The sequence below is a fragment of the Sphingomonas aquatilis genome (assembly GCF_014196115.1).
Classification (GTDB): Bacteria; Pseudomonadota; Alphaproteobacteria; order Sphingomonadales; family Sphingomonadaceae; genus Sphingomonas; species Sphingomonas aquatilis.
Genome location: NZ_JACIDB010000001.1, coordinates 929,349 through 950,086 on the forward strand (window position 1 = coordinate 929,349; position 20,738 = coordinate 950,086).

At 67.2% G+C, this 20,738-nt stretch carries 18 protein-coding genes and 1 tRNA gene; 16 read left to right on the forward strand and 3 right to left on the reverse strand.

The genetic code is table 11. From position 1 onward, the window contains the following. Window positions 1-31: 31 nt before the first annotated feature. Entirely contained in the window at window positions 32-667 is a 636-nt protein-coding gene (locus GGR47_RS04230; RefSeq protein ID WP_371859728.1) for a peptidylprolyl isomerase, read from the forward strand. Between the two features lie 56 nt (window positions 668-723). Here the strand turns inward: GGR47_RS04230 and GGR47_RS04235 are convergent, their stop codons facing one another. Then, window positions 724-975: a hypothetical protein gene (locus tag GGR47_RS04235; protein ID WP_147035530.1), complete on the reverse strand. Its 252-nt coding sequence runs from the start codon at window positions 973-975 to the stop codon at window positions 724-726. Window position 976: 1 nt separating this feature from the next. Beyond that, window positions 977-1,138, reverse strand: a complete 162-nt coding sequence (locus tag GGR47_RS04240) for a hypothetical protein (protein WP_017978150.1) — start codon at window positions 1,136-1,138, stop codon at window positions 977-979. A 151-nt stretch (window positions 1,139-1,289) separates the two neighbouring features. Here GGR47_RS04240 and GGR47_RS04245 point away from each other — a divergent pair. The 9 genes from GGR47_RS04245 to GGR47_RS04285 all read left to right on the forward strand — a co-directional run bounded on the left by GGR47_RS04245 (window position 1,290) and on the right by GGR47_RS04285 (window position 9,939). Further along, window positions 1,290-1,374 (forward strand) — tRNA-Leu (locus GGR47_RS04245). Between the two features lie 71 nt (window positions 1,375-1,445). Further along, on the forward strand, window positions 1,446-3,137 hold the full coding sequence (tig, locus tag GGR47_RS04250; RefSeq protein WP_147035531.1) for a trigger factor: 1,692 nt from the start codon (window positions 1,446-1,448) through the stop codon (window positions 3,135-3,137). Window positions 3,138-3,314: 177 nt separating this feature from the next. Beyond that, entirely contained in the window at window positions 3,315-4,256 is a 942-nt protein-coding gene (locus GGR47_RS04255) for a glycosyltransferase family 2 protein (protein WP_147035532.1), read from the forward strand. A 55-nt stretch (window positions 4,257-4,311) separates the two neighbouring features. Continuing rightward, on the forward strand, window positions 4,312-5,001 hold the full coding sequence (locus GGR47_RS04260) for an ATP-dependent Clp protease proteolytic subunit (RefSeq protein ID WP_147035533.1): 690 nt from the start codon (window positions 4,312-4,314) through the stop codon (window positions 4,999-5,001). Window positions 5,002-5,113: 112 nt separating this feature from the next. Further along, the gene (clpX, locus tag GGR47_RS04265) at window positions 5,114-6,385 is read left to right on the forward strand and encodes an ATP-dependent Clp protease ATP-binding subunit ClpX (RefSeq protein ID WP_017978154.1); all 1,272 of its coding nucleotides are present in this window, start codon (window positions 5,114-5,116) and stop codon (window positions 6,383-6,385) included. 290 nt (window positions 6,386-6,675) lie between these two features. Further along, window positions 6,676-7,212 carry a hypothetical protein gene (locus GGR47_RS04270; protein ID WP_043059942.1) on the forward strand — a complete coding sequence of 179 codons (537 nt, stop codon included), beginning with the start codon at window positions 6,676-6,678 and terminating at the stop codon, window positions 7,210-7,212. A gap of 74 nt (window positions 7,213-7,286) precedes the next feature. Further along, a complete protein-coding gene (locus GGR47_RS04275) occupies window positions 7,287-7,934 on the forward strand; it encodes a hypothetical protein (protein WP_147035534.1) in 648 nt (215 codons plus the stop codon). Between the two features lie 288 nt (window positions 7,935-8,222). Beyond that, window positions 8,223-9,350, forward strand: coding sequence for a calcium:cation antiporter (locus GGR47_RS04280; RefSeq protein ID WP_043059941.1), 1,128 nt, complete (start codon window positions 8,223-8,225; stop codon window positions 9,348-9,350). Between the two features lie 4 nt (window positions 9,351-9,354). After that, a complete protein-coding gene (locus tag GGR47_RS04285) occupies window positions 9,355-9,939 on the forward strand; it encodes a GNAT family N-acetyltransferase (RefSeq protein WP_147035535.1) in 585 nt (194 codons plus the stop codon). Window positions 9,940-9,985: 46 nt separating this feature from the next. Here the strand turns inward: GGR47_RS04285 and GGR47_RS04290 are convergent, their stop codons facing one another. Then, entirely contained in the window at window positions 9,986-11,170 is a 1,185-nt protein-coding gene (locus GGR47_RS04290) for a thiolase family protein (protein ID WP_147034952.1), read from the reverse strand. Window positions 11,171-11,321: 151 nt separating this feature from the next. Here GGR47_RS04290 and GGR47_RS04295 point away from each other — a divergent pair, with 151 nt between their 5' ends. From GGR47_RS04295 to GGR47_RS04320, 6 genes are all read left to right on the forward strand, one after another. Then, window positions 11,322-11,534 (forward strand): hypothetical protein, encoded by a 213-nt coding sequence (locus GGR47_RS04295; protein WP_147034953.1) that lies wholly within the window; start codon window positions 11,322-11,324, stop codon window positions 11,532-11,534. 1 nt (window position 11,535) lies between these two features. After that, window positions 11,536-12,288: a prepilin peptidase gene (locus tag GGR47_RS04300; RefSeq protein ID WP_147034954.1), complete on the forward strand. Its 753-nt coding sequence runs from the start codon at window positions 11,536-11,538 to the stop codon at window positions 12,286-12,288. Then, window positions 12,285-12,728 (forward strand): hypothetical protein, encoded by a 444-nt coding sequence (locus GGR47_RS04305; protein ID WP_147034955.1) that lies wholly within the window; start codon window positions 12,285-12,287, stop codon window positions 12,726-12,728. The genes GGR47_RS04300 and GGR47_RS04305 overlap by 4 nt, the downstream gene beginning before the upstream one ends. Beyond that, window positions 12,725-14,140 (forward strand): coniferyl aldehyde dehydrogenase, encoded by a 1,416-nt coding sequence (locus GGR47_RS04310; RefSeq protein ID WP_147034956.1) that lies wholly within the window; start codon window positions 12,725-12,727, stop codon window positions 14,138-14,140. Before GGR47_RS04305 ends, GGR47_RS04310 begins: the two co-directional genes overlap by 4 nt. A gap of 150 nt (window positions 14,141-14,290) precedes the next feature. Then, on the forward strand, window positions 14,291-16,474 hold the full coding sequence (locus tag GGR47_RS04315) for a BamA/TamA family outer membrane protein (RefSeq protein WP_147034988.1): 2,184 nt from the start codon (window positions 14,291-14,293) through the stop codon (window positions 16,472-16,474). Then, entirely contained in the window at window positions 16,474-20,730 is a 4,257-nt protein-coding gene (locus GGR47_RS04320) for a translocation/assembly module TamB domain-containing protein (protein ID WP_147034957.1), read from the forward strand. Before GGR47_RS04315 ends, GGR47_RS04320 begins: the two co-directional genes overlap by 1 nt. The last annotated feature ends 8 nt before the right edge of the window (window positions 20,731-20,738 follow it).

A 20,738-nucleotide genomic window follows, 5' to 3' on the forward strand; every position in this document is an offset into this window, starting at 1 on the left:
ACGTCGCGATGTGTTCGACGAGGACAGGGGCATGGAAATGAAGAGGCTCGCCTGCGTGGCGTTTGCATTGATGGCGATGCCGGGCGCGGCCCAGCAGATGCCGCCACCCCCCACGCCGCTGCCCCGCGTCGCGCTCGACACGACCGCGGGCCGCATCGTGATCGAAGCCGATACGCGGGCCGCGCCGATCACGGCGGGCAATTTCCTGAAATATGTCGATGGCAAGCGGCTGGACGGCGTCGTCTTCTACCGTGCGGTCAAGGTCGCGGACAAATTCGGCTTCGTGCAGTTCGGCGCCAACGGCGATCCCAAGCGCGTGCTGCCGCCGATCAAGCATGAGCCCACGACGCAGACCGGACTGCATCATACCGATGGCGCCTTGTCGGTCGCGCGCTTCGCGCCCGGCACCGCGCGCGGCGACTTTACGATCAGCGTCGGCGATCAGCGCGCCTCGCTCGACGCCGATCCGTCGAAACCGGGCGACAATCTGGGCTATGCCGCCTTCGGCCACGTGGTCGAGGGGATGGATGTGGTGACGAAGATCATGGACGCACCCGTTTCGCCGACCGCGACGATCCAGGGATCGTTCAAGGGCGAGGTGCCTGTGGCGGCGGTGAAGGTCATCACCGCGCGGCGGGTGCCGGTGGGGATTGCGGTCAAGCCTTGAGGCGGGGGCGGTGACCTGACGAAGGGGCGGTCGAAATGTCGGCCGCCCCAGTGGCCTTATTGTTGGGTCAGGTCCTGGTTCTTGACCTCGCCGCCGGTGCCGCTGTTGCCGTCGAACTCGCCGGTGTCCGTGAAGCGCACCGGCTCCAGACCGCCTTCGCCGCGCGCGACCGCGTCGGCGCGTGCTTCGACCGCCTGTTCGATATCGCTGCGCTCGTCCTTGCGCGTATCTGCCCGCAGCGCATCGGGATTGCCCTCGGGCGCATCGTCCGGCAGCGCCTCGACCGTGTTGTTGTGCCGATCGGTCATATCAGATCTCCGCCGGTTGCGACGTGCCGGGGTCGCCGGCGGGCGTGGTGGGCGAGGGGATGTCGACGTCGGGCGTCGGCGGCGTGATTTCGGGCGGCGGTGCGCTCGGCTGGACCGGCTGGCTGGGCTGGGCGGGCGTTTCGGGTGGGGGCTGGGTGGCCATGGTGACACTCTCCTTCACCCGCCAAACGTCCCGCAGGCCAGCGGGTTGCGGCGCCCCTTGCTTGCACGCGCCGTGCTGGTATAGACGCGCGCCCAAGGGAATGCCCTTCGAAGTACCGCTTCGATGGGATTCCTATCGGCGGGTCCTTCGTGCGGGCGTGGCGGAATTGGTAGACGCAGCAGGTTTAGGTCCTGCCATCGCAAGATGTGGGGGTTCGAGTCCCTTCGCCCGCACCAGTCCCGCCGCTCCGAGCGCGGGACGGCAGCTAAAGATTTTTCGTCAGATTTCTCAAGATTGAAGGCCGGATATGCAGACTGTCGAGACGTTGAACGAGGGCCTGAAGCGCACCTACACGCTGACCATCACGCCGAAGGACATCGATGCCAAGGTCGATGCCGAAGTGAAGCGCGTCGCGCCGCAGGTGAAGATGCCCGGCTTCCGTCCCGGCAAGGTGCCCGTGAACCTGGTGCGCAAGATGCACGGCGAGGCGCTGGCCGCCGACGCGCTCAACAGCGCGATCCAGGAAGGCGTACAGTCGCTGATCGCCGACAAGCAGCTGCGCCCCGCGATGCAGCCGTCGGTCGCGCTGAACGACGATTATGCGCCGGGCAAGGACGCGGTCGTCACCGTCGAGATGGAAGTGCTGCCCGCCGTGCCGACCCCGGCGATCGACGCGCTGAAGCTGGAGCGTCTGACCGTGCCCGTCGCCGATGAAGCGGTGGATGAGCAGCTGCAGAAGTTCGCCGACCAGTCGAAGAAGTGGGACGATGCGGCCGAGGACAAGGCGGCCGAAATGGGCGACCTCGTCACCGTCGATTTCGTCGGCAAGACCAGCGACGGCGTTGCGTTCGACGGCGGCACCGGCACCGACATGGGCGTCGAGCTCGGCTCGGGTCGCCTCATCCCGGGCTTCGAAGACCAGCTCGTCGGCGTGAAGCTGGGCGAGGAAAAGACGCTCAACGTCACCTTCCCGGAAGACTATGGCGCCAAGGAACTCGCCGGCCAGCCCGCGACGTTCGACATCACCGTCAAGAAGATCCAGGTCGCCGGCGAGAGCAAGATCGACGAGGATCTGGCCAAGAACCTCGGCCTCGAGAGCCTCGAGCAGCTGCGCGGCCTGATCAAGGGTCAGATCGAGCAGGAGCATAACGGCCTCACCCGCACGCACATGAAGCGCAAGCTGCTCGACCAGCTCGCCGAGGGTCACGATTTCGAAGTGCCGCCGTCGATGGTCGAAGCCGAATTCGCGCAGATCTGGCAGCAGCTGGAGCACGAAGCGACGCACGAGGAAGACCCCGCCGCGGCGATGGCCGAGATGGAAGCCGAGCGCGACGATTACCGCAAGATCGCCGAGCGCCGCGTGCGTCTGGGCCTGCTGCTGTCGGAAATCGGCCAGGCGAATGGCGTCGAAGTGACCCAGCAGGAAATGAACCGCCTGATCGGTCAGGCCGCGCAGCAGTATCGCGGCGAGGACCAGCGCCGCTTCATCCAGTACATCCAGCAGGAGCCGATGGCGGCCGCCCAGCTGCGTGCGCCGCTGTATGAGGACAAGGTCGTCGACTTCCTGTTCGGCAAGGCCGAAGTGACCGACCGCGACGCGACCCGCGAAGAGCTGGAAGCCGCGATCGAGAGCGAAGACGGCTTCGCCACCGGCACGCACAGCCACGACCACGACAACCACAAGCCGCGCAAGTCGTCGAAGAAGGCCGACGCGGGCGCCAAGGACGAAGGCGGCGAAGCCAAGCCCGCCAAGAAGGCCGCGGCGAAGAAGCCGGCCGCCAAGGGCGAAGACGCCGGCGCGGTCGAAGCGCCCGCCGGTGACGAGGCGGCTCCCGCCAAGAAGCCGCGCGCCAAGAAGGCTGCCGCTCCGGTCGAGGCCGAAACCGCGGTGACCGAATCGTCGCCGGAAGCGGCCGAAGCCGCCGAGGGCACCGAAGCCGCCGACGCGCCGGCGAAGAAGCCGCGCGCGAAGAAGTCCGCGGCGAAGACCGAAGGCTGATCATGATCGGGGGAGGGGGCTGCGGCTTCCTTCCCTTCTTCGTCATCCCGGCGAACGCCGGGATCCATGGACGCGCGCGGCTAGCGGTGGACCCGCTCCCGATGTTCCGTATCCATGGATCTCGGCGTCCGCCGGGATGACGAGTATCTGGGTATACGGCTCCGTGAAGGTGGAGGCATGAGCATCGTGACGCAGCCGACGATCGCAGTCCTGCTGCCCTGTTACAACGAGGCCGCCGCGATCGGACAGACGGTGGCCGGCTTTCACGCCGCGCTGCCGGATGCGACCATCTACGTCTACGACAACAATTCCACCGACGCGACGATCGCCGTTGCGCGTGAGGCTGGCGCGGTCGTCCGCACCGAACGCATCCAGGGCAAGGGCAACGTCGTCCGCCGGATGTTCGCGGACATCGATGCCGACGTCTATGTGATGGCCGATGGCGACGCGACCTATGACGCGGCCTCGGCGCCGGCGCTGGTCGCGCGGCTGCTGTCCGAGCAATGCGACATGATCGTCGGCAGCCGGGTCAGCCAGGTGCAGGAAAGCTACCGCCGCGGCCATCGCTTCGGCAATGCGCTGCTCACCGGCATGTTGGCGCGCCTGTTCGGGCGCAGCTTCACCGACATCCTGTCCGGCTATCGTGTATTTTCGCGTCGGTTCGTCAAAAGCTTCCCATCGCTGTCGTCGGGCTTCGAGATCGAGACCGAGATCAGCGTCCACGCGCTCGAACTCAAAATGCCCTGTGCCGAGATCGAAACGCCCTATTACGCGCGTCCCGAAGGCTCGGCGTCGAAGCTCAGCACCTATGGCGACGGCTTCCGCATCCTCAACACCATTCTGACGCTCTATCGGATCGAACGGCCGTTGCTGTTCTTTGGCGCGATCGGCGCGCTGTTCGCGGCGGTGGCGGTCGTCCTCGGCGTACCGCTGGCGATTACGTACATGCACACGCATCTGGTGCCGCGTTTCCCCACCGCGGTGCTCATCACCGGGCTGATGATCATTGCCGCGCTGTGCGGCTTTGCGGGGCTGATCCTCGATACGGTGGTGCGCGGCCGGCGTGAGGTGCGTCGGCTTGCCTATCTGGGACACAAGGCGCCCCAAAGCGGGGCTTGAACTCCCCCGCGCGAGCGCCGATGTTGGCGGCCTCAAGGGCATAAGAGAGACTTTCATGCACAATCCGTTCGAGACCGGTGATTTCGCGAACCATCTGGGGCGCGCAGGCCTTGGCTTGCAGCAGACCCAGGCTGGCCTCGTGCCGATCGTGATCGAACAGTCGAACCGCGGCGAACGCTCGTTCGACATCTTCAGCCGCCTGCTGCGCGAGCGGATCATCTTCGTCACCGGCGGTGTCGAGGACGGCATGGCCAGCCTGATCACCGCGCAGCTGCTCTTCCTCGAGTCCGAGAACCCGAAGAAGGACATCTTCATGTACATCAACTCGCCGGGCGGCGTCGTCACGGCGGGCATGGCGATCCACGACACGATGCAGTATATCCGTCCGCGCGTCGGCACGGTGTGCATCGGTCAGGCGGCGTCGATGGGCAGCTTCCTGCTTGCCAGCGGCGAACCGGGCTTGCGCGTCGCGCTCACCAACGCGCGCATCATGATCCACCAGCCGTCGGGCGGCGCACAGGGCATGGCCAGCGATATCGAAATCCAGGCCAAGGAAATCCTGCGCATCCGCAAGCGGATGAACGACCTGTACGCGCAGTACACCGGCCAGCCGCTCGAGGAGATCGAGCGTCGCATGGACCGCGACACGTTCCTGGAAGCCAATGAAGCCAAGGAGTTCGGCCTGGTCGACGAGGTGTTCGACAAGCGTCCGACCCCGGCCGAAGACGTCGCCCAAGCGGCCTGAGAACACGCCTGGGCGTGACTTTAGTGACTTTTCGACGTTGTGATATGCGTACCGGCCGGTCTACCATGACCGGCCTCACCAGCGGGGAAAGCCCCGCGACAAGGAAGTGTGAATGACGAAATTGAGCGGTGGCGACTCGAAGAGCACCCTCTATTGCTCGTTCTGCGGCAAGTCGCAGCACGAGGTGCGCAAGCTCATTGCGGGACCGACCGTGTTCATCTGCGACGAGTGCGTCGAGCTGTGCAACGACATCATCCGTGAAGAGACGAAGTCGGCACTCGTCAGCAAGAAGGACGGCGGCGTCCCCACGCCCCAGGAAATCTGCAACGTCCTCGACGATTACGTCATCGGCCAGAAGCAGGCGAAGCGCGTCCTGTCGGTCGCGGTGCACAACCACTACAAGCGCCTGAACCACGGCGCGAAGGGCGCTGACGTCGAGCTCGCCAAATCGAACATCCTGCTCGTCGGCCCGACCGGCTGCGGCAAGACGCTGCTCGCGCAGACGCTGGCGCGCATCCTCGACGTGCCGTTCACCATGGCGGATGCGACGACGCTGACCGAGGCGGGCTACGTCGGCGAGGACGTCGAGAACATCATCCTTAAGCTGCTTCAGGCGTCCGACTATAACGTCGAGCGGGCGCAGCGCGGCATCGTCTATATCGACGAAATCGACAAGATCAGCCGCAAGGCCGAAAACCCGTCGATTACGCGCGACGTGTCGGGCGAGGGCGTGCAGCAGGCGTTGCTCAAGCTGATGGAAGGCACGACCGCCAGCGTGCCGCCGCAGGGTGGCCGCAAGCATCCGCAGCAGGAATTCCTCCAGGTCGACACGACGAACATTCTGTTCATCTGCGGCGGCGCGTTCAGTGGCCTGGAAAAGATCATCGGCGACCGCTTGCAGGGCAAGTCGATCGGCTTTGGTGCCTATGTCGCGGCGCCGGAGGAAAAGCGGACTGGCGAGTATCTGCGCCAGACCGAGCCGGAAGATCTGCTTAAGTTCGGCCTGATCCCCGAATTCGTCGGCCGTTTGCCGGTGATCGCGACGCTGGAAGACCTCGATGTCGAGGCGCTGGTCAAGATCCTGAAAGAGCCGAAGAACGCGCTGGTCAAGCAATACCAGAAGCTGTTCGAGATGGAGCAGGTGGAACTGGGCTTCACCGACGACGCGCTGGTCGCAGTCGCCAAGAAGGGCATCGAGCGCAAGACCGGCGCTCGCGGCCTGCGGTCGATCCTGGAGGGCATATTGCTCGACACGATGTTCGACCTGCCCGGCATGGACGGCGTCGACGAGGTGATGATCGACAAGGACGTGATCGAGGGCCGCAAGGAACCGATCCGCGTCTATGCCGAAAAGAAGAAGGACGGCGCCGGCGCGGCGGCGTAAGATTTGAAGACGGTAAGGGAAGGGGCGTCGCGAAAGCGGCGCCCTTTTTCGTTTCGGATTTGCGAGCTTGGCTATGGCGGCCACCCTCACGCCGTCACCCCGGACTTGGTCCGGGGTCCACCCCGCGGCGAGGGGAAGGCCAGAGGCTCTATCGGCACCCTTGCGGCTCGGTGGACCCCGGAACCAGTCCGGGGTGACGAAGAAGGGAATGCTCCCCAAGGACCCGCCACCCAAACCCGTCGTTAACGCCCCGTCCGCCATAACCGGCGCCGACGACACAGGAGCAATGCGTGGTAGGAACCCGGATCGAAACGGCACCGGCCCAGAGCCCCGGCTGGCGCGGCGGTGCGGGGCCGCTCGCGATCCTGCCGCGCGTCCTCTTCCGTGACGAACGGCCGTGGCTGGCGATCCTGGTCGGCTGGCTGCTGACGATCGCGGGCAGCACATTGATCGGCTGGATCGTCGCCCGTATCGCGCCCGACAATAGCGGCCCCGACTTCGGCGACGTCTCGGGCGCCACCAAGCTGTTCCTGATCGCGCTGTTCAGCCCCGTGGTGGAGACGCTGATCATGGCCGGCGTCCTCAGCCTGCTGCTCCGCTTCCTGCGGCCGTGGCACGCGGTCGTCGCCAGCGCCTTGCTATGGGGCATCGCGCATAGCCTGTCCTCGCCCTGGTGGGGCGTGGTGATCTGGTGGCCGTTCCTGATCTTCTCGACGCTCTACGTCACCTGGCGCCCCCACGGCGCTTGGCGCGCCATGGCCATCGTCGCCTCGGTTCACATCCTACAGAACCTGTTCCCGGCGCTTCTGATCGTTATGGGCAAATGATCGTGATGTACCGTCGCCGCTGGCGAAAGGCTGTATACTCGCATAGGATGGGTTAAACCCTTGCGAGCAATACCATGTCCTCCCTCTCGGTTGCCTACCAGCGCGATGGCTATGTCGCTTTACCTGCACTTTTTCCGCCAGAGGTGCTGCTCGCCTTTTACCGTATGATGCAGGGCGATCTTCAGGCGGCCGGACGTCCCCTGCAGAGCTTTACCGCCCGCGGGCCCCTGCTCCGCCAGCCGGCGGTCGAGGTCTATGCATTGCAATATACGCCGATGCTGACGTTCCTATGGGGGCTGACCCCGCGCGTTGCGGAGGTGGTGGGTCGGCCACTGCTGCCGACCTACGCCTACTTCCGAGCCTATCAGCAGGGCGACGTGTGCCGCGTCCATTCCGATCGTCAGGCCTGCGAACACAGCCTGTCACTCACCATCGCTTATGGCGACGACCGTCCCTGGGCATTGTCGGTGGCGACCGAACGGACAGATGCGCCACAACCCGTCGTCGCCGACGACTTCGGCGATCAATCCCATGGGTCGGTAGCTATGCAGCCGGGCGACGGGGTTCTCTACCAGGGCACGCATCATCGCCACGGGCGGCTGGATCCCAACCCGAACAGTTGGTCGGCACATCTGTTTCTACACTGGGTAGAAAGGGACGGACGCTACAGGGATCAGGCCTTCGACCGGCCGGCGCAAGAGCGAGCCGCGCGGGCACGGTGAGGCTTTCCCCGGCGGCTTGGCGAATTTGAGAGCGGTGGCCAGCATCGCGATCTGGCCGATCTCCTTCATTGCCGCGTTGAGCAGCCTGTCGCGATAACGCGGGTCGGGCGCGCGATTGCCTCGGGCCCGGGGTGATGCCGCTTGTAGGCGCGGGTATCGCCCTCCACGCCGCTGATCGCGAGGTGCAACCTAGAGCAGCGGTAGGTGAAGCCGTTCCGCGCGAGAAGCTCGTCATGGGGAGCTTTCGTGGCGTTGGAGCATTGGCTTTGCGTAACGATCCGGGAGGCGATGACAGACGTGGCAGGAGCAGCGAACGACGGCACGGTGGCGCAGGGTGGCAAGGGGTGGCTGGGCTTGCCCCTGTGGTCGCTGGCGTTTCCGATCGTGGGCGTGCCGGCGGTGCTCGTGTCGCTGTATGCCATGGGGACGGTCGGGTTGATCGCCGCTGCGGTGATCCTGATCGGAGCGGTCGTGTCGGCGGTGCATCAGGCCGAAGTCGTCGCGCACCGCGTTGGCGAACCCTTCGGCACGTTGGTGCTGGCGGTCGCGGTGACGGTGATCGAGGTATCGCTGATCGTCTCGCTGATGGTGTCGGGATCGGGCGACGTGTCCGCCCTGGCGCGCGACACGGTATTCGCCGCGATCATGATCATCCTGACCTTCATCATCGGGCTGTGCCTGCTGACCGGCGGGGTTATGCACGGCGAGCAACGCTTCACGCTGCGCGGGATCAGCGCGGCGCTGGCGACGCTGGCGGCGCTGACCGTCCTGTCGCTGATCCTGCCCAATTACACCACCAGCGCCGCGGGGCCGACCTATGCCCCCTCGCAATTGATCTTCGTCGCGGTGGTCAGCCTCGTGCTCTACGGCACGTTCGTGTTGGTGCAGACGGTGCGGCACCGCGACTATTTCCTGCCCGCGGGCGATGTCGAGCCGGAGGCGCATGTCGCGCCGCCCAGTGACCAGACCGCATGGGCGGCGTTCGGCGTCCTGCTCGTCGCGCTGGTCGTCGTCGTGTTGCTTGCCAAGGGGCTGTCGGCGAAGATCGAACAGGCGGTGATCTCGGCGGGCCTGCCGCTCGCCGTGGTCGGCGTGATGATCGCCGGACTGGTGCTGGCGCCCGAAAGCCTCGCGGCGTTCAATGCGGCGCGGCGCGACCGGTTGCAGACCAGCCTGAACCTGGCGCTGGGATCGGCTCTGGCGACGATCGGCCTGACGATTCCGGCGGTCGCGATCGTCAGCCTGGTGCTGGGGTTGCCGCTGGCGCTCGGCATCGGCGCCAAGGCGATGACGCTGCTGGCGCTGTCGCTGTTCGTGACGACGATCTCATTGGGGACCGGGCGGACGACGATCTTGCAGGGGGTCGTCCACCTCGTCATCTTCGCCGCCTATCTGTTCACGACAGTGGTGCCCTGACGTCATGCGGCTTGCGACGGGACGCGATCGGAGTGCGGTTGCCGGCATGCTGGCGCGCGCCTTTCAGGACGATCCGGCGTTCGGATATATCTTTCCCGATCCGGCGACGCGGGCGCGGCAGCTGCCGCGGCTGTTCAGGCTGCTGTATGACAGCGACGGTGCTGCGGGGATGCGGCTGGTGAGCGAGGGCGGCGAAGCGACGACGCTGTGGCGCGGGCCGGGACGGGCCGCCATGGGGTGGGGCGAGATCGTCCGCCATCTGCTACCCTTCGTGGGCGCCCTGGGGACGGCCATACCACGCGCCTTGCAGGTCAGCGGCGCGGTAGAGGCGCATATGCCGCAGGGCGACTTCTGGTATCTGCACATCGCCGGATGCGATCCCGCGGCGCAGGGCCGGGGTTACGGTCGACGCGCGCTAGTGGCCGGGTTGGAGCGGGCGGCGGGGCGAACGCCCTGCTATCTGGAAACCGCGACCGAACGTAATCTGGGATTCTATGCGAGCGTGGGGTTTGCGGTGATCGACGAATGGCGCGTCGGACGCGACGGTCCGCGCTTCTGGTCGATGCTGCGCCCTGCTGATCGGCGGTGAAGGGGCGGGGCAAGCGCCTGGCGTGCCCCGCCCGAGACGGTCGCCCTTACAGCAGCTCCACCGCCATCGCCGTCGCTTCGCCACCGCCGATGCACAGCGATGCGAGGCCGCGCTTCTGGCCCGTCGTCTCCAGCGCCGACAGCAAGGTCGCGAGAATGCGCGCGCCGCTCGCGCCGATCGGGTGGCCCAGCGCGCAGGCGCCGCCATGGATGTTGAGCCGCTCGGGGTCGATGCCGAGATCGTGGATCGCGATCATCGAGACGGCGGCGAACGCCTCGTTCACCTCGAACAGGTCGATGTCGTCGCGGCCCCAGCCGGCGCGCTCCATTGCCTTGCGCATCGCAAAGACGGGGGCGGTGGTGAACAGGGCCGGCGCATGCGCGTGCGCGGCATGCGATACGATGCGCGCGATCGGGTTCAGCCCCAGCCGCTCGGCGACGCTGGCGCGGGTCATCACCAGCGCGGCGGCGCCGTCCGAGATCGACGAGGCGTTGGCCGCGGTGATCGTGCCGTCGCGCGAAAAGGCGGGCTTCAGCGTCGGAATCTTGGCGATGTCGCCCTTGGCGGGCTGTTCGTCGAGCGCGACGGTGGTCGAGCCCTTGCGCCCCTTCACCTCGACGGGGACGATCTCGCGGTCGAATGCGCCAGAGGCCTGCGCGGCCTGCGCGCGGGTGAGCGACCGGATCGCATAATCGTCCATCGCAGCCCGCGTGAACTGATAGTCGGCCGCGGTATCCTCGGCGAAATTGCCCATCAGCTTGCCGGGTTCGTACGCATCCTCGAGGCCGTCGAGATACATGTGATCGAGCAGGCGATCATGGCCGATCCGCGCGCCGCTGCGATGGGCCTTGGACAGATAAGGGGCGTTGGTCATGCTCTCCATGCCACCCGCGACCAGCATGTCGACTGATCCGGCGGCGAGCGCTTCGGCCCCCATGATCGCGGCCTGCATGCCCGAACCGCACATCTTGTTGACCGTCGTCGCTTCGACGTGGGTGCCAAGGCCCGCGCCGATCGCGGCCTGCCGGGCGGGTGCCTGGCCGAGGCCGGCGGGCAGGACGCAGCCCATATAGATGCGCTCGACCGCCTCGGCAGATACGCCTGCGCGCTCGACGGCGGCCTTCACCGCTGCCGCGCCCAGCTCCGTGGCGGTCGCGCCCGACAGTGCGCCCTGGAACGAGCCCATCGGCGTACGGGCGTAGCCGAGGATGACGACGGGATCGGTGGACATAGGCTCTCCTGCGTTTCTACTGGGCCGGTGATCTAAAGGGTGGGAGGACCAGGGGCAATGATCGCCGCACGGATACAAACAACGCCCGGCGCTTTGTGGCGGGGTGGAAGAATTTATCGCGCCTTTACGGTGGTTTGCGTCGATCAGCGGGATGATTGCCGCGGCCGTCGTGGCCCTCGATTGGGGGCGGCGCGATACAGGCTGGGCGATGGCACTGTTCTGCCTGTCGGCGATCGCGTGGATCACCGGCGCGGTGCTGATGCGCGACTGGGCGCTGGGATCGCAGAATGTCGTGCTGCTCGGCATCGATCTGCTCGGGGTCTACCGCTACCTCATCCGCAGTCCGGAGACTGCGGAGAATTGACGTGACCTTGGCCCTGTGGCCGCTTGGGCTGGGCGTTCTAGGCGCGATCCTGGGCAGTTTCATCGCTGCGCTTGCGATCCGCTGGCCGGAGGGGCGCTCGGTGATGCGGGGGCGCTCCGCCTGCGACGCCTGCGGGGCGACGCTGACCCCGCATGAGCTGGTGCCGGTGGTGAGCTATGTCGTGCAGCGGGGCCGCTGCCGGCGATGCGGGGCGCGGATCGATCCGTGGCACCCGGGCGTGGAGCTGGCGGGGGTGGCGATCGGCGTGCTGGCGGGGTTCGCCGCGCCGGGGTGGGACGGCATGGCCGGCGCCGTGTTCGGCTGGCTGCTGCTGGCACTCGCGGCGCTCGACGTGCGCGCCTTCTGGTTGCCCGATCGGCTGACCGGACTGCTCGCCGTCACGGGTCTTGCCGCAGGCTTGGCGGGCGTGGCGCCGGTACTGGACGCGCGGCTGATCGGCGGCATTGCGGGCTATGGTTCGCTCGCCGCGATCGCCTGGGGTTATCGCCGCTGGCGCGGGCGCGACGGGATGGGCGGAGGCGATCCGAAGCTGATGGGCGCGATCGGCCTGTGGCTTGGCTGGCGCATGCTGCCGGCGGTGCTCGTGATCGCGAGCCTGATTGGCCTCGGTGTCGCCCTATTTGCCCGGGTGAGGGGCGCGAAGGTCACGGCGGATATGCCGCTGCCGTTCGGTGCGCTGCTCGCTATCGCAGCTTACGCAGCGTGGCTCGCCATGATAGCATTTGCGGCATGATGATCGCACCGTTGCTCGCCCTCGCGCTCCAGACGGCCGCGCCGGCCGTTCCGCCCATCGTGTCCGCGGCGTCGCCCCTGCTGGGGCCGATCGGCCAGCAGTCGCTGCCCGCCAAGGGATGCGCGGCCTATCTGTGGAGCACCGCCGATCGCCAATTGGTCGCCATGGCGAGCGTGGACCGTGCGACGCTGCGGGTGTCGGTCGGGGGCAAGACCATCGATCTGGCACGCGGCGCGGTCAGCGGCACGGCGCCGCTGGGGTTTGCGGCGAGCACCGAATACCGGGGTGAGGGGATGAGCGCGCGGCTGACGATGGACGTGGTGCAGCAGGAGGGGCTGACCGCGGGCGCCCGCGTGCCGAGCGGAGCGTTGCAGATCGATCGCCCCGGTGCCGACGGCGTCGTGGTGCCGGTCGCCGGCCTGATCGGATGCGCGGCATGACGCTGACGGATATTCTCGCGGCGCAGCGCAGCGCCTTCACCGCGGAGCTGCCGGTCGATGCCGCGACCCGCAAGGACCGGCTGCGCCGCGCGGCCGCGATGATCCGCGATCATGGCGACCGATTCTGCTCGGCGATGAGCGAGGATTTCGGCCATCGCAGCCCCTATCAATCGATGATCACCGACATCGCCGGCTCGATCGCGCCGATCGCCTATGCGCTGAAACACGTCGATCGCTGGATGCGCCGCGAGAAGCGCAAGCTGGAATTCCCGCTGGGCCTGTTGGGCGCGCGGGGCTGGATCGAATATCAGCCCAAGGGCGTCGTCGGCGTCATCGCGCCGTGGAATTTCCCGGTCAATCTGGTGATGGGGCCGATCGCGGGCGCCTTTGCCGCGGGCAACCGGGTGATGGTGAAGACCAGCGAGTTCACGCCCGCCACCGCCGCGCTGTTCGAAGAGGTGGCGCCGCGCTATTTCGCGACCGACGAGCTGGCGTTCGTCAGCGGCGGTGCCGACGTCGGCCAAGCCTTTGCCGCGCTGCCGTTCGATCACCTGCTGTTCACCGGTGCGACCGGGATCGGTCGACACATCCTGCACGCCGCAGCCGATAATCTGACGCCGGTGACGCTGGAACTGGGCGGCAAGAGCCCGGCGATCATCGGCAAGGGCGCCGACCTGCCCCGCGCCACCGAGCGGATCGCGATGGGCAAGATGCTGAACGCCGGGCAAATCTGCCTCGCGCCCGATTATGTGCTGGTGCCCGAAGCGCAGGAGCAGGCGGTCGTCGACGGCCTGACGCGCGCGGCGGGTGCGATGTATCCCACCCTGCTCGACAATCCCGATTACACCGCGATCATCAACGACCGGCATCACCAGCGCCTGACCGACTGGATCGACGATGCCCGCGCCAAGGGCGCGCGCGTCGAGGTCGTCAATCCGGCGAACGAGGCCATCGCGACCGCCAACGGGCGCAAGATGCCGCTGCACATCGTTCGGGACGTCACCGACGACATGATCCTGATGCAGGAGGAAATTTTCGGCCCGGTGCTACCGATCGTCCGGTACGACGGGATCGACGCCGCGATCGACCGGATCAACCGCGGGGGACGGCCGTTGGGCCTCTATCATTTCAGCGAGGACGCCGCCGAACAGCGGCAGGTGCTCGACCGGACGATCTCGGGCGGGGTGACGCTGAACGACGTGGTCTTCCACGTGTCGATGGAGGATCTGCCGTTCGGCGGCGTCGGGCCGTCGGGCATGGGCAGCTATCACGGCATCCACGGCTTTCGTACCTTCAGCCACGCGAAGGCGGTGCTGCGGCAGCCGCGGATCGACGTCGCCAAGCTCGCCGGGATCAAGCCGCCGTATGGCAAGGCGATCCCTGCGGCCATCAAGCGGCAAATCCGGTCCTGATGGGATCGCGGGCGGCGGTATAAGTCTGGGTCGCTGACAGAAAGAACTGCGCGGCGGCAACCAAAACCAAGCTTCGGCGTTGTGCAATGGCTTGGGGGTGTATTCGAACGCGAACGCTCTCGAAAAGGGGAACGTTAGCGCGTGCGAGTATTGACCGGACGACATTATTGGCTTGCCGTCGCGCTGCTCGCCGCGACGCCGGCATCGGCTCAGTTCAACCAGCAGCAGGGCACCGCGCCCGCGCAAGGGCCCGATGCGCCGAAGGCCAAGGATCAGGCGATCCCGACGACCGCGAACGATCCCGCGGTAGACACCGGGCCGATCATCCCCGACTCCGCGTTCGACGCCGCATTGCCGACGCTGAGCGGCGATATCAACGCGCCGCTCGAGCCCATGCCGAAGGATGCCGCGAAGGCGGCTGCGCCTCAGGTTCAGTCTGCCGGGCAGGCGGGCGCCGTTCAGGGCGATGCGACGCTGCCCCCCGCCGCGGCGGAAAACCCCGAACTGGCGCAGCCGCTGATCCCGCTGACGCAATTCGATACCACGCCGCTGCAAACCGCCGCCGACGTCAAGAGCGCCAACGCGCCCGAAATCCGGTACGACACGGTGCTGACCGGCTTGCAGAAACTGGGGCTGGCGGACGAGTTCAAGTCGTTGTCCGCCTTGCAGGAGGGCAAGGGCAAGGCCGCGAATGCGACACAGGTCGCAGCCCGGGCACGCGAGGACGAAGGGCTGGCGGTGCGGCTGATGAAGTCGCTCGGCTATTATGACGGCACCGCGATTTCGCTGATCGAGGCGGAGCCCGGCACGGACGGCAAGCCTTCGGGCCGGCTGCGCGCCACCGTCACGGCGACCCCGGGGCGGCTGTATCGCCTGTCGTCGATCAAGGTCGAAGCCCAGCCGGTCATCCCGGCCGACCTCATCACGCGCAACCTGCCGCTGAAGGTCGGCGATCCGATCGAGGCCGCGCGCATCCAGGCGGCGGAGGCGAACGTCAGCCTGGTCCTGCCGCAGCAAGGCTATCCCTTCGTCAAGGTCGGCGACCGCGACATCCTGCTCGACGACCAGTCGGACAAGGCGACCGGGGCCTATACGCTGCCGGTCGATACCGGCCCGCGCGCGCGCTTCGGGCAGCTGGTGACCAGCGGGGATCCGGTGTTCGGCCTCGACCACCTCAACGTCTTCCCACGCTTCAAGAGCGGCGACCTGTACGACAGCCGCAAGACCGACGATCTGCGCGACGCATTGGTTGCGACGGGGCTGTTTTCCAGCCTGTCGGTGCAGCCGGAAAAGACCGGGCGGGTCAACGCCGACGGCACCGAGGCGGTCGACCTGCTGGTACGGCAGACCGAAGGACCGGCCCGCAGCCTGGCGGGCAGCGCGGGCTATTCGACCGGGCAGGGCTTCAAGGCCGAGGGCAGCTGGACCCACCGTAACCTGTTCCCGCCCGAGGGCGCTGTGATCGGCACGATCGTCGCTGGTACGCAGGAACAGGGGCTGTCGGCGACCTTCCGCCGCTCGAACGCGGGCAAGCGCGACAAGACCTTCCTCGCCTTCGCCAGTGCCAACCACAACAATTACGACGCGTTCGAAGCCTATACCGCGACGATCTCCGGTCGCTGGAGCTATGTATCGACGCCGATCTGGCAGAAGCGCTTCACCTATTATTACGGTGGCGAGCTCGTCGCGACGAACGAAAGCGTGTTCGACTTCGCGCGGGGTGATCGGGTGCGGCGCAACTATGGCATCGTCGCGCTGCCGGCGCAGGTCGAATGGGATACGTCGAACAGCCTGCTCAACCCGACGCGGGGCTATCGCCTGCGCCTGAACCTCAGCCCCGAAGGCGCGGTGAGCGACGGCGTGCGCCCGTACGTGCGCACGATGATCGAGGGGACCTTCTATTATCCTGTATCGAACAGCCTGGTGATCGCCGGCCGCGCGAAGGCCGGGTCGATCCAGGGTATCGATCGCGACGCGCTGGCGCCGTCGCGCCGCTATTATGGCGGCGGCGGCGGGTCGGTGCGCGGCTATGGATACCAACGGCTCGGGCCGCTCGATCCGCAGGGCAATCCGGTCGGCGGACGTTCGCTCAACGAATTCTCGATCGAGGCGCGCTATCGCTTCGGCAATTTCGGGATCGTGCCGTTCCTCGACGCCGGCAATAGCTATGAATCGAGCCTGCCCAAGGGCACCGATTTGAAGTTCGGCGCGGGTATCGGCGGCCGCTTCTACACCAATTTCGGGCCGATGCGCATCGACGTCGCAACGCCGCTCAACCGGCGGCCGGGCGACGGGCGCGTCGCGCTGTACATCTCGATCGGGCAGGCATACTGATGAGCGACGACACGCCCGTGCCTGCCACCGAACCTGCCGTCGCCGAACCCGCCGTGATCGTGGCTGCAAAGCGCCCGCTGTGGCAACGCATCCTGAAATGGCTGCTGGTCGCGATCCTCGCGCTCGTCGTGCTGGTCGGCGTCGTCGTGCTGGGGATCAATACCGATCCCGGCCGCCGCTTCGTCGCCAACCGTATCGGCGGTTATACGACCGCCTCCGGCCTCAACATCAAGGTCGGGCGGATCGACGGATCGCTGTACGGCAAGATGGTGCTGAGCGACGTGCGCGTCGCCGATCCCAAGGGCGTCTTCCTCACCAGCCCGCGGCTCGACGTCGACTGGCGGCCGTTCGCCTTCGCCAGCAACCATGTCGACGTGCGGGGGCTGTCGACCGATCTCGTCACGCTCGCCCGCCGGCCGGAGCTGAAGGCGACGCCAAGCGACCCGAACGCGCCGCTGTTGCCCGACCTCGATATCGACGTGAATCGGCTGCACATCGGCCGCCTGGTGCTGGCGAAGCCGGTGACGGGCGAGACGCATGTGCTGCGTGTCGATGGCGCAGTGCATATCGCCGATCGCCGCGCGCAGCTGGTGGCGGACGCAGCGGCGTTGCGCGGGCCGGGCATCGCCGGTGGCGACCGACTGCGGTTGACGCTGAATGCGGTCCCCGATCGCAACATGCTCGACGTGAACGCCAAGCTGTCGGCGCCCGTCGGCGGCGTGGTGGCCACGATGGCCTCGCTGAAGGCGCCGCTGACCGCGAGCGTCGACGGGCGCGGAAGCTGGCAGGCGTGGCAAGGTCGCGCGCTGGCGACGCTGGGGCAGGGGCAGCTCGCCGACATCGGCATCACGGCCAAGAATGGCCATATCGAGCTGCGTGGCTTTGCCACCCCGGGCCTGTACCTAACCGGTCCGGTCGAGCGGCTGACCGCGCCGCGGCTGGACCTTGCGATCGATACGACGCTGAACGACCGCAAGGCGGATACGCGGATGACGCTGAAGTCCGACGCGCTGGCGGTGGATGCAGGCGGCCTGCTCGATCTGGCCAACAGCCGCTTCGGCAATTTCGCGGTCAACGCACGGCTGCTGACGCCGGGCGCGATCGCACCCAACCTGCGCGGTCGTGACGTGATGGCGCGGCTGGTGCTAGATGGCGCCTTCGCGACGCCGACGGTGGATTACAAGGTCAGCGCGGCGGCATTGGGCTTCGGCACGACGACGGTCGAGACCGTCTATGCCGAGGGGCTGGCGCGGGTGAATGCCGATCGCATCCTGGTGCCCGTCAACGCGCGCGCGCGCCGCGTCACCGGTCTGAATGCGGCCGTGGGTGGGCTGACGAACAATGTGCGGATCAATGGCGATTTCGCCATTTCGATGCCCAATATCCTGTCGGATAATCTGCGCATCCGATCCGATAACATCGATGCGACCGCGGTGGTCGTCGCGAACGTGCAGACGGGTCGCTACACCGGCGCGCTGAAGGGGCGGGTCAACAATTACCGCGTCGAGAGCATCGGCATCATCGACCTGACCACCGACGCCAAGCTGGTGCCCGGCGCACGTGGCGGGTTCGGCATCACCGGCCGCGTCGTCGCGCAGACCAAGCAGCTGTTCAATAGCGGCGTGCGCGACTTCCTGGGCGGCAATGCGATCGTCCGCAGCGACATCGGCTACAGCCCCGAAGGCATCGTCACCTTCCGCAATCTGCGGATGAACGCGCCGCAGTTCCGCATCACCCGCGGCGAGGGACGATTCGATCCGGGCACCGGCGCGGTGGCGGTGAATGCCGACGCCTATTCGGCGCAATATGGCCCCGTCACGGCGCGTGTCACCGGCACCGCCGATGCCCCCGTCGTCGTATTGCACGCGGCACGGCCGGGGCTGGGCGTTGGGCTGGTCGATGTCGATGCGCGGATCGTCGGGCGGGGCGGGGCCTATGCCGTGACCGCGAAGGGCGGCACCGATTATGGGCCGTTCACCGCCGATGTGCTGGTGCGGCCCAGCCCGCGGCTGACGGTGGACGTCAACCGCCTCGTCTTTGCCGGCATCGTCGGACAGGGGCGGATCGCCGCCACGCCGGCGGGGCCGTTCGCTGGCGCGCTGCAGTTCGCCGGCCGTGGCATCACCGGCAATGTGCGTCTGGCGGATCAGGGCGGCTATCAGCGCGCTGACGTCGCCGCACGAGCGTTCAACGCCACCATTCCCGGCCAGTCGGACTTCACCATCGGTCGCGCGATCGTCAATGCCAGCGTCATGATGGTCCCCAAGGCGCCGCAGGTGGTGGCCGACGTGCAGGTGGGCGATACGCGCTACAATGCCTTCGTCATCCAGGCGATGCGCGCCAAGGTGAACTATGCCGGCGGCCGCGGCACCGCGCAGGCGGTGCTCAACGGATCGAGCGGCGTGCCGCTGCGTCTGGCGATCAACGCGCGCCTGTCGCCCGATGCCTATCTGGTCGCGGCGCAGGGGCAGGCGAACGGCATCCCGTTCCGCACCGGCACGCCGGCGCGGATCACTGCGGCGCGCGGTGTCTATACGCTGGCGCCGACGCGGATCGATTTCGGCCAGGGCACCAATGCCGGTTCGGCCCGCCTTGCGGGATCGTTCGGCGGCGGCGTTACCGCGGCGCAGGCGCGGCTCGACTCGCTCAACCTGTCGATCCTGTCGGCGTTCGTGCCGAACCTGGGCGTATCGGGCGCCGTCACCGGCAGCCTCGACTATCGTCAGCAGGGGCAGGCGATCCCGGCGGCCGATGCGCGGCTGACGATCGCCAATTTCCAGCGCACCGGCCTGTCGGCCGTGTCCGAACCGGTCGACGTGCAGGTCATCGGCAAGCTGCTGCCCGATGGTGGCGAGATGCGGGCGCTCGTGAAGCGTGGACCGATGGCGATCGGTCGCCTGCTCGCAACGCTGCGGCCGCTGCCGCCGGGCGCGGGATCGTGGACGACACGGCTGATGCAGGCGCCGCTCGGGGGCGGTATCCGCTACAACGGACCGTCGGCGGTGCTGTTCAGCTTGGCCGCGCTGCCCAACCAGCAGCTCTCCGGACCGATCGCGGTCGCCGCGGATTTCTCCGGTCGCGTCTCGGCACCGCAGCTCAACGGCCTGATCCGTGCCGACAATCTTACCTATGATAACGAAACCTTCGGCACGCGCCTGTCGCAGATGAAGATTGCCGCACGCTTCAACAATGACCGGCTCGAACTCACCGGCCTCACCGCGCGGGCGGGCAGTGGCACGGTGCAGGCGCAGGGTACGATCGGCCTGGCGGCGGATGCCGGCTTCCCGGTCGACGTGCGCGCGCGGCTGGACAATGCGCAGCTCGCGAAGAGCGATGCGGTCGCGGCGACCTCGTCGGGCACGATCCGCTTCACGCACGGCCGTGATGGCGGGCTGTTGCAGGGCAACCTCACCATCCCCGAGGCGCGCTATCAGATCATCCGTCAGGGCGCGGCCGAGGTGCCCGAACTGACGGGCGTGCGCCGCAAGAGCCAGATCGTCACACCGCGGCCCACCGACCGTCCGACGCCGGCACCGGTCAGCACGATCCGCCTTGATCTCAACGTCAGTGCGCCCAACCAGCTGTTCGTGTCGGGCATGGGCCTCGAATCCGAATGGCAGATGAAGCTGCACGTCGGCGGTACGTCGGCGGCGCCGGTGGTGACCGGTGGGCTCGATCTCGTCCGCGGCACCTATTCCTTCGCGGGCAAGCGGTTCGAGGTCAATCGCGGCACGATCCGCTTCAACGGCGGCGCGCTGAGCGATCCCGACATCAACATCCAGGCGACCACCACGGTCAATGGCATCACCGCGGTGATCCAGATCACGGGCACCGGCCAGCGCCCGCAGATCACCTTCACCTCGACGCCCGCCTTGCCGCAGGACGAGGTGCTGAGCCGCCTGCTGTTCGGCACCAATCCCGAAAATCTGTCGGCGACCGAGGCGATCCAGTTGGCGAGCGCGCTCAATTCGCTGCGTGGCTCGGGCGGGGGGCTGAACCCGCTCGGCAAGCTGCGCTCAGCGACGGGCTTCGACCGGCTGCGCGTGCTTGGCGCCGATCAGGCGACCGGGCGCGGCACCAGCCTCGCCGCGGGCAAATACATCACCGACAACATCTATGTGGAGATCGTCACCGATGCGCGCGGCTATACCGCGACACAGCTGGAGATCGCGCTGACCCGTACGCTCAGCCTGCTGACCGCGACCGGCTCGCAGGGCGGATCGGACGTCCGCTTGAAATATTCGCGAGACTATTGACGCGACCT

Bases quoted from the DNA above. Each gene is read 5' to 3' on its own strand.
- GGR47_RS04290 (WP_147034952.1), bottom strand. From the start codon at position 11,170: ATGTCCACCGATCCCGTCGTCATCCTCGGCTACGCCCGTACGCCGATG.
- GGR47_RS04320 (WP_147034957.1), top strand. From the start codon at position 16,474: ATGAGCGACGACACGCCCGTGCCTGCCACCGAACCTGCCGTCGCCGAA.
- GGR47_RS04295 (WP_147034953.1), top strand. From the start codon at position 11,322: ATGATTGCCGCGGCCGTCGTGGCCCTCGATTGGGGGCGGCGCGATACA.
- GGR47_RS04260 (WP_147035533.1), top strand. From the start codon at position 4,312: ATGCACAATCCGTTCGAGACCGGTGATTTCGCGAACCATCTGGGGCGC.
- GGR47_RS04235 (WP_147035530.1), bottom strand. From the start codon at position 975: ATGACCGATCGGCACAACAACACGGTCGAGGCGCTGCCGGACGATGCG.
- GGR47_RS04230 (WP_371859728.1), top strand. From the start codon at position 32: ATGGAAATGAAGAGGCTCGCCTGCGTGGCGTTTGCATTGATGGCGATG.
- tig (WP_147035531.1), top strand. From the start codon at position 1,446: ATGCAGACTGTCGAGACGTTGAACGAGGGCCTGAAGCGCACCTACACG.
- GGR47_RS04275 (WP_147035534.1), top strand. From the start codon at position 7,287: ATGTCCTCCCTCTCGGTTGCCTACCAGCGCGATGGCTATGTCGCTTTA.
- GGR47_RS04285 (WP_147035535.1), top strand. From the start codon at position 9,355: ATGCGGCTTGCGACGGGACGCGATCGGAGTGCGGTTGCCGGCATGCTG.
- GGR47_RS04305 (WP_147034955.1), top strand. From the start codon at position 12,285: ATGATGATCGCACCGTTGCTCGCCCTCGCGCTCCAGACGGCCGCGCCG.
- GGR47_RS04310 (WP_147034956.1), top strand. From the start codon at position 12,725: ATGACGCTGACGGATATTCTCGCGGCGCAGCGCAGCGCCTTCACCGCG.
- GGR47_RS04255 (WP_147035532.1), top strand. From the start codon at position 3,315: ATGAGCATCGTGACGCAGCCGACGATCGCAGTCCTGCTGCCCTGTTAC.
- GGR47_RS04280 (WP_043059941.1), top strand. From the start codon at position 8,223: ATGACAGACGTGGCAGGAGCAGCGAACGACGGCACGGTGGCGCAGGGT.
- clpX (WP_017978154.1), top strand. From the start codon at position 5,114: ATGACGAAATTGAGCGGTGGCGACTCGAAGAGCACCCTCTATTGCTCG.
- GGR47_RS04240 (WP_017978150.1), bottom strand. From the start codon at position 1,138: ATGGCCACCCAGCCCCCACCCGAAACGCCCGCCCAGCCCAGCCAGCCG.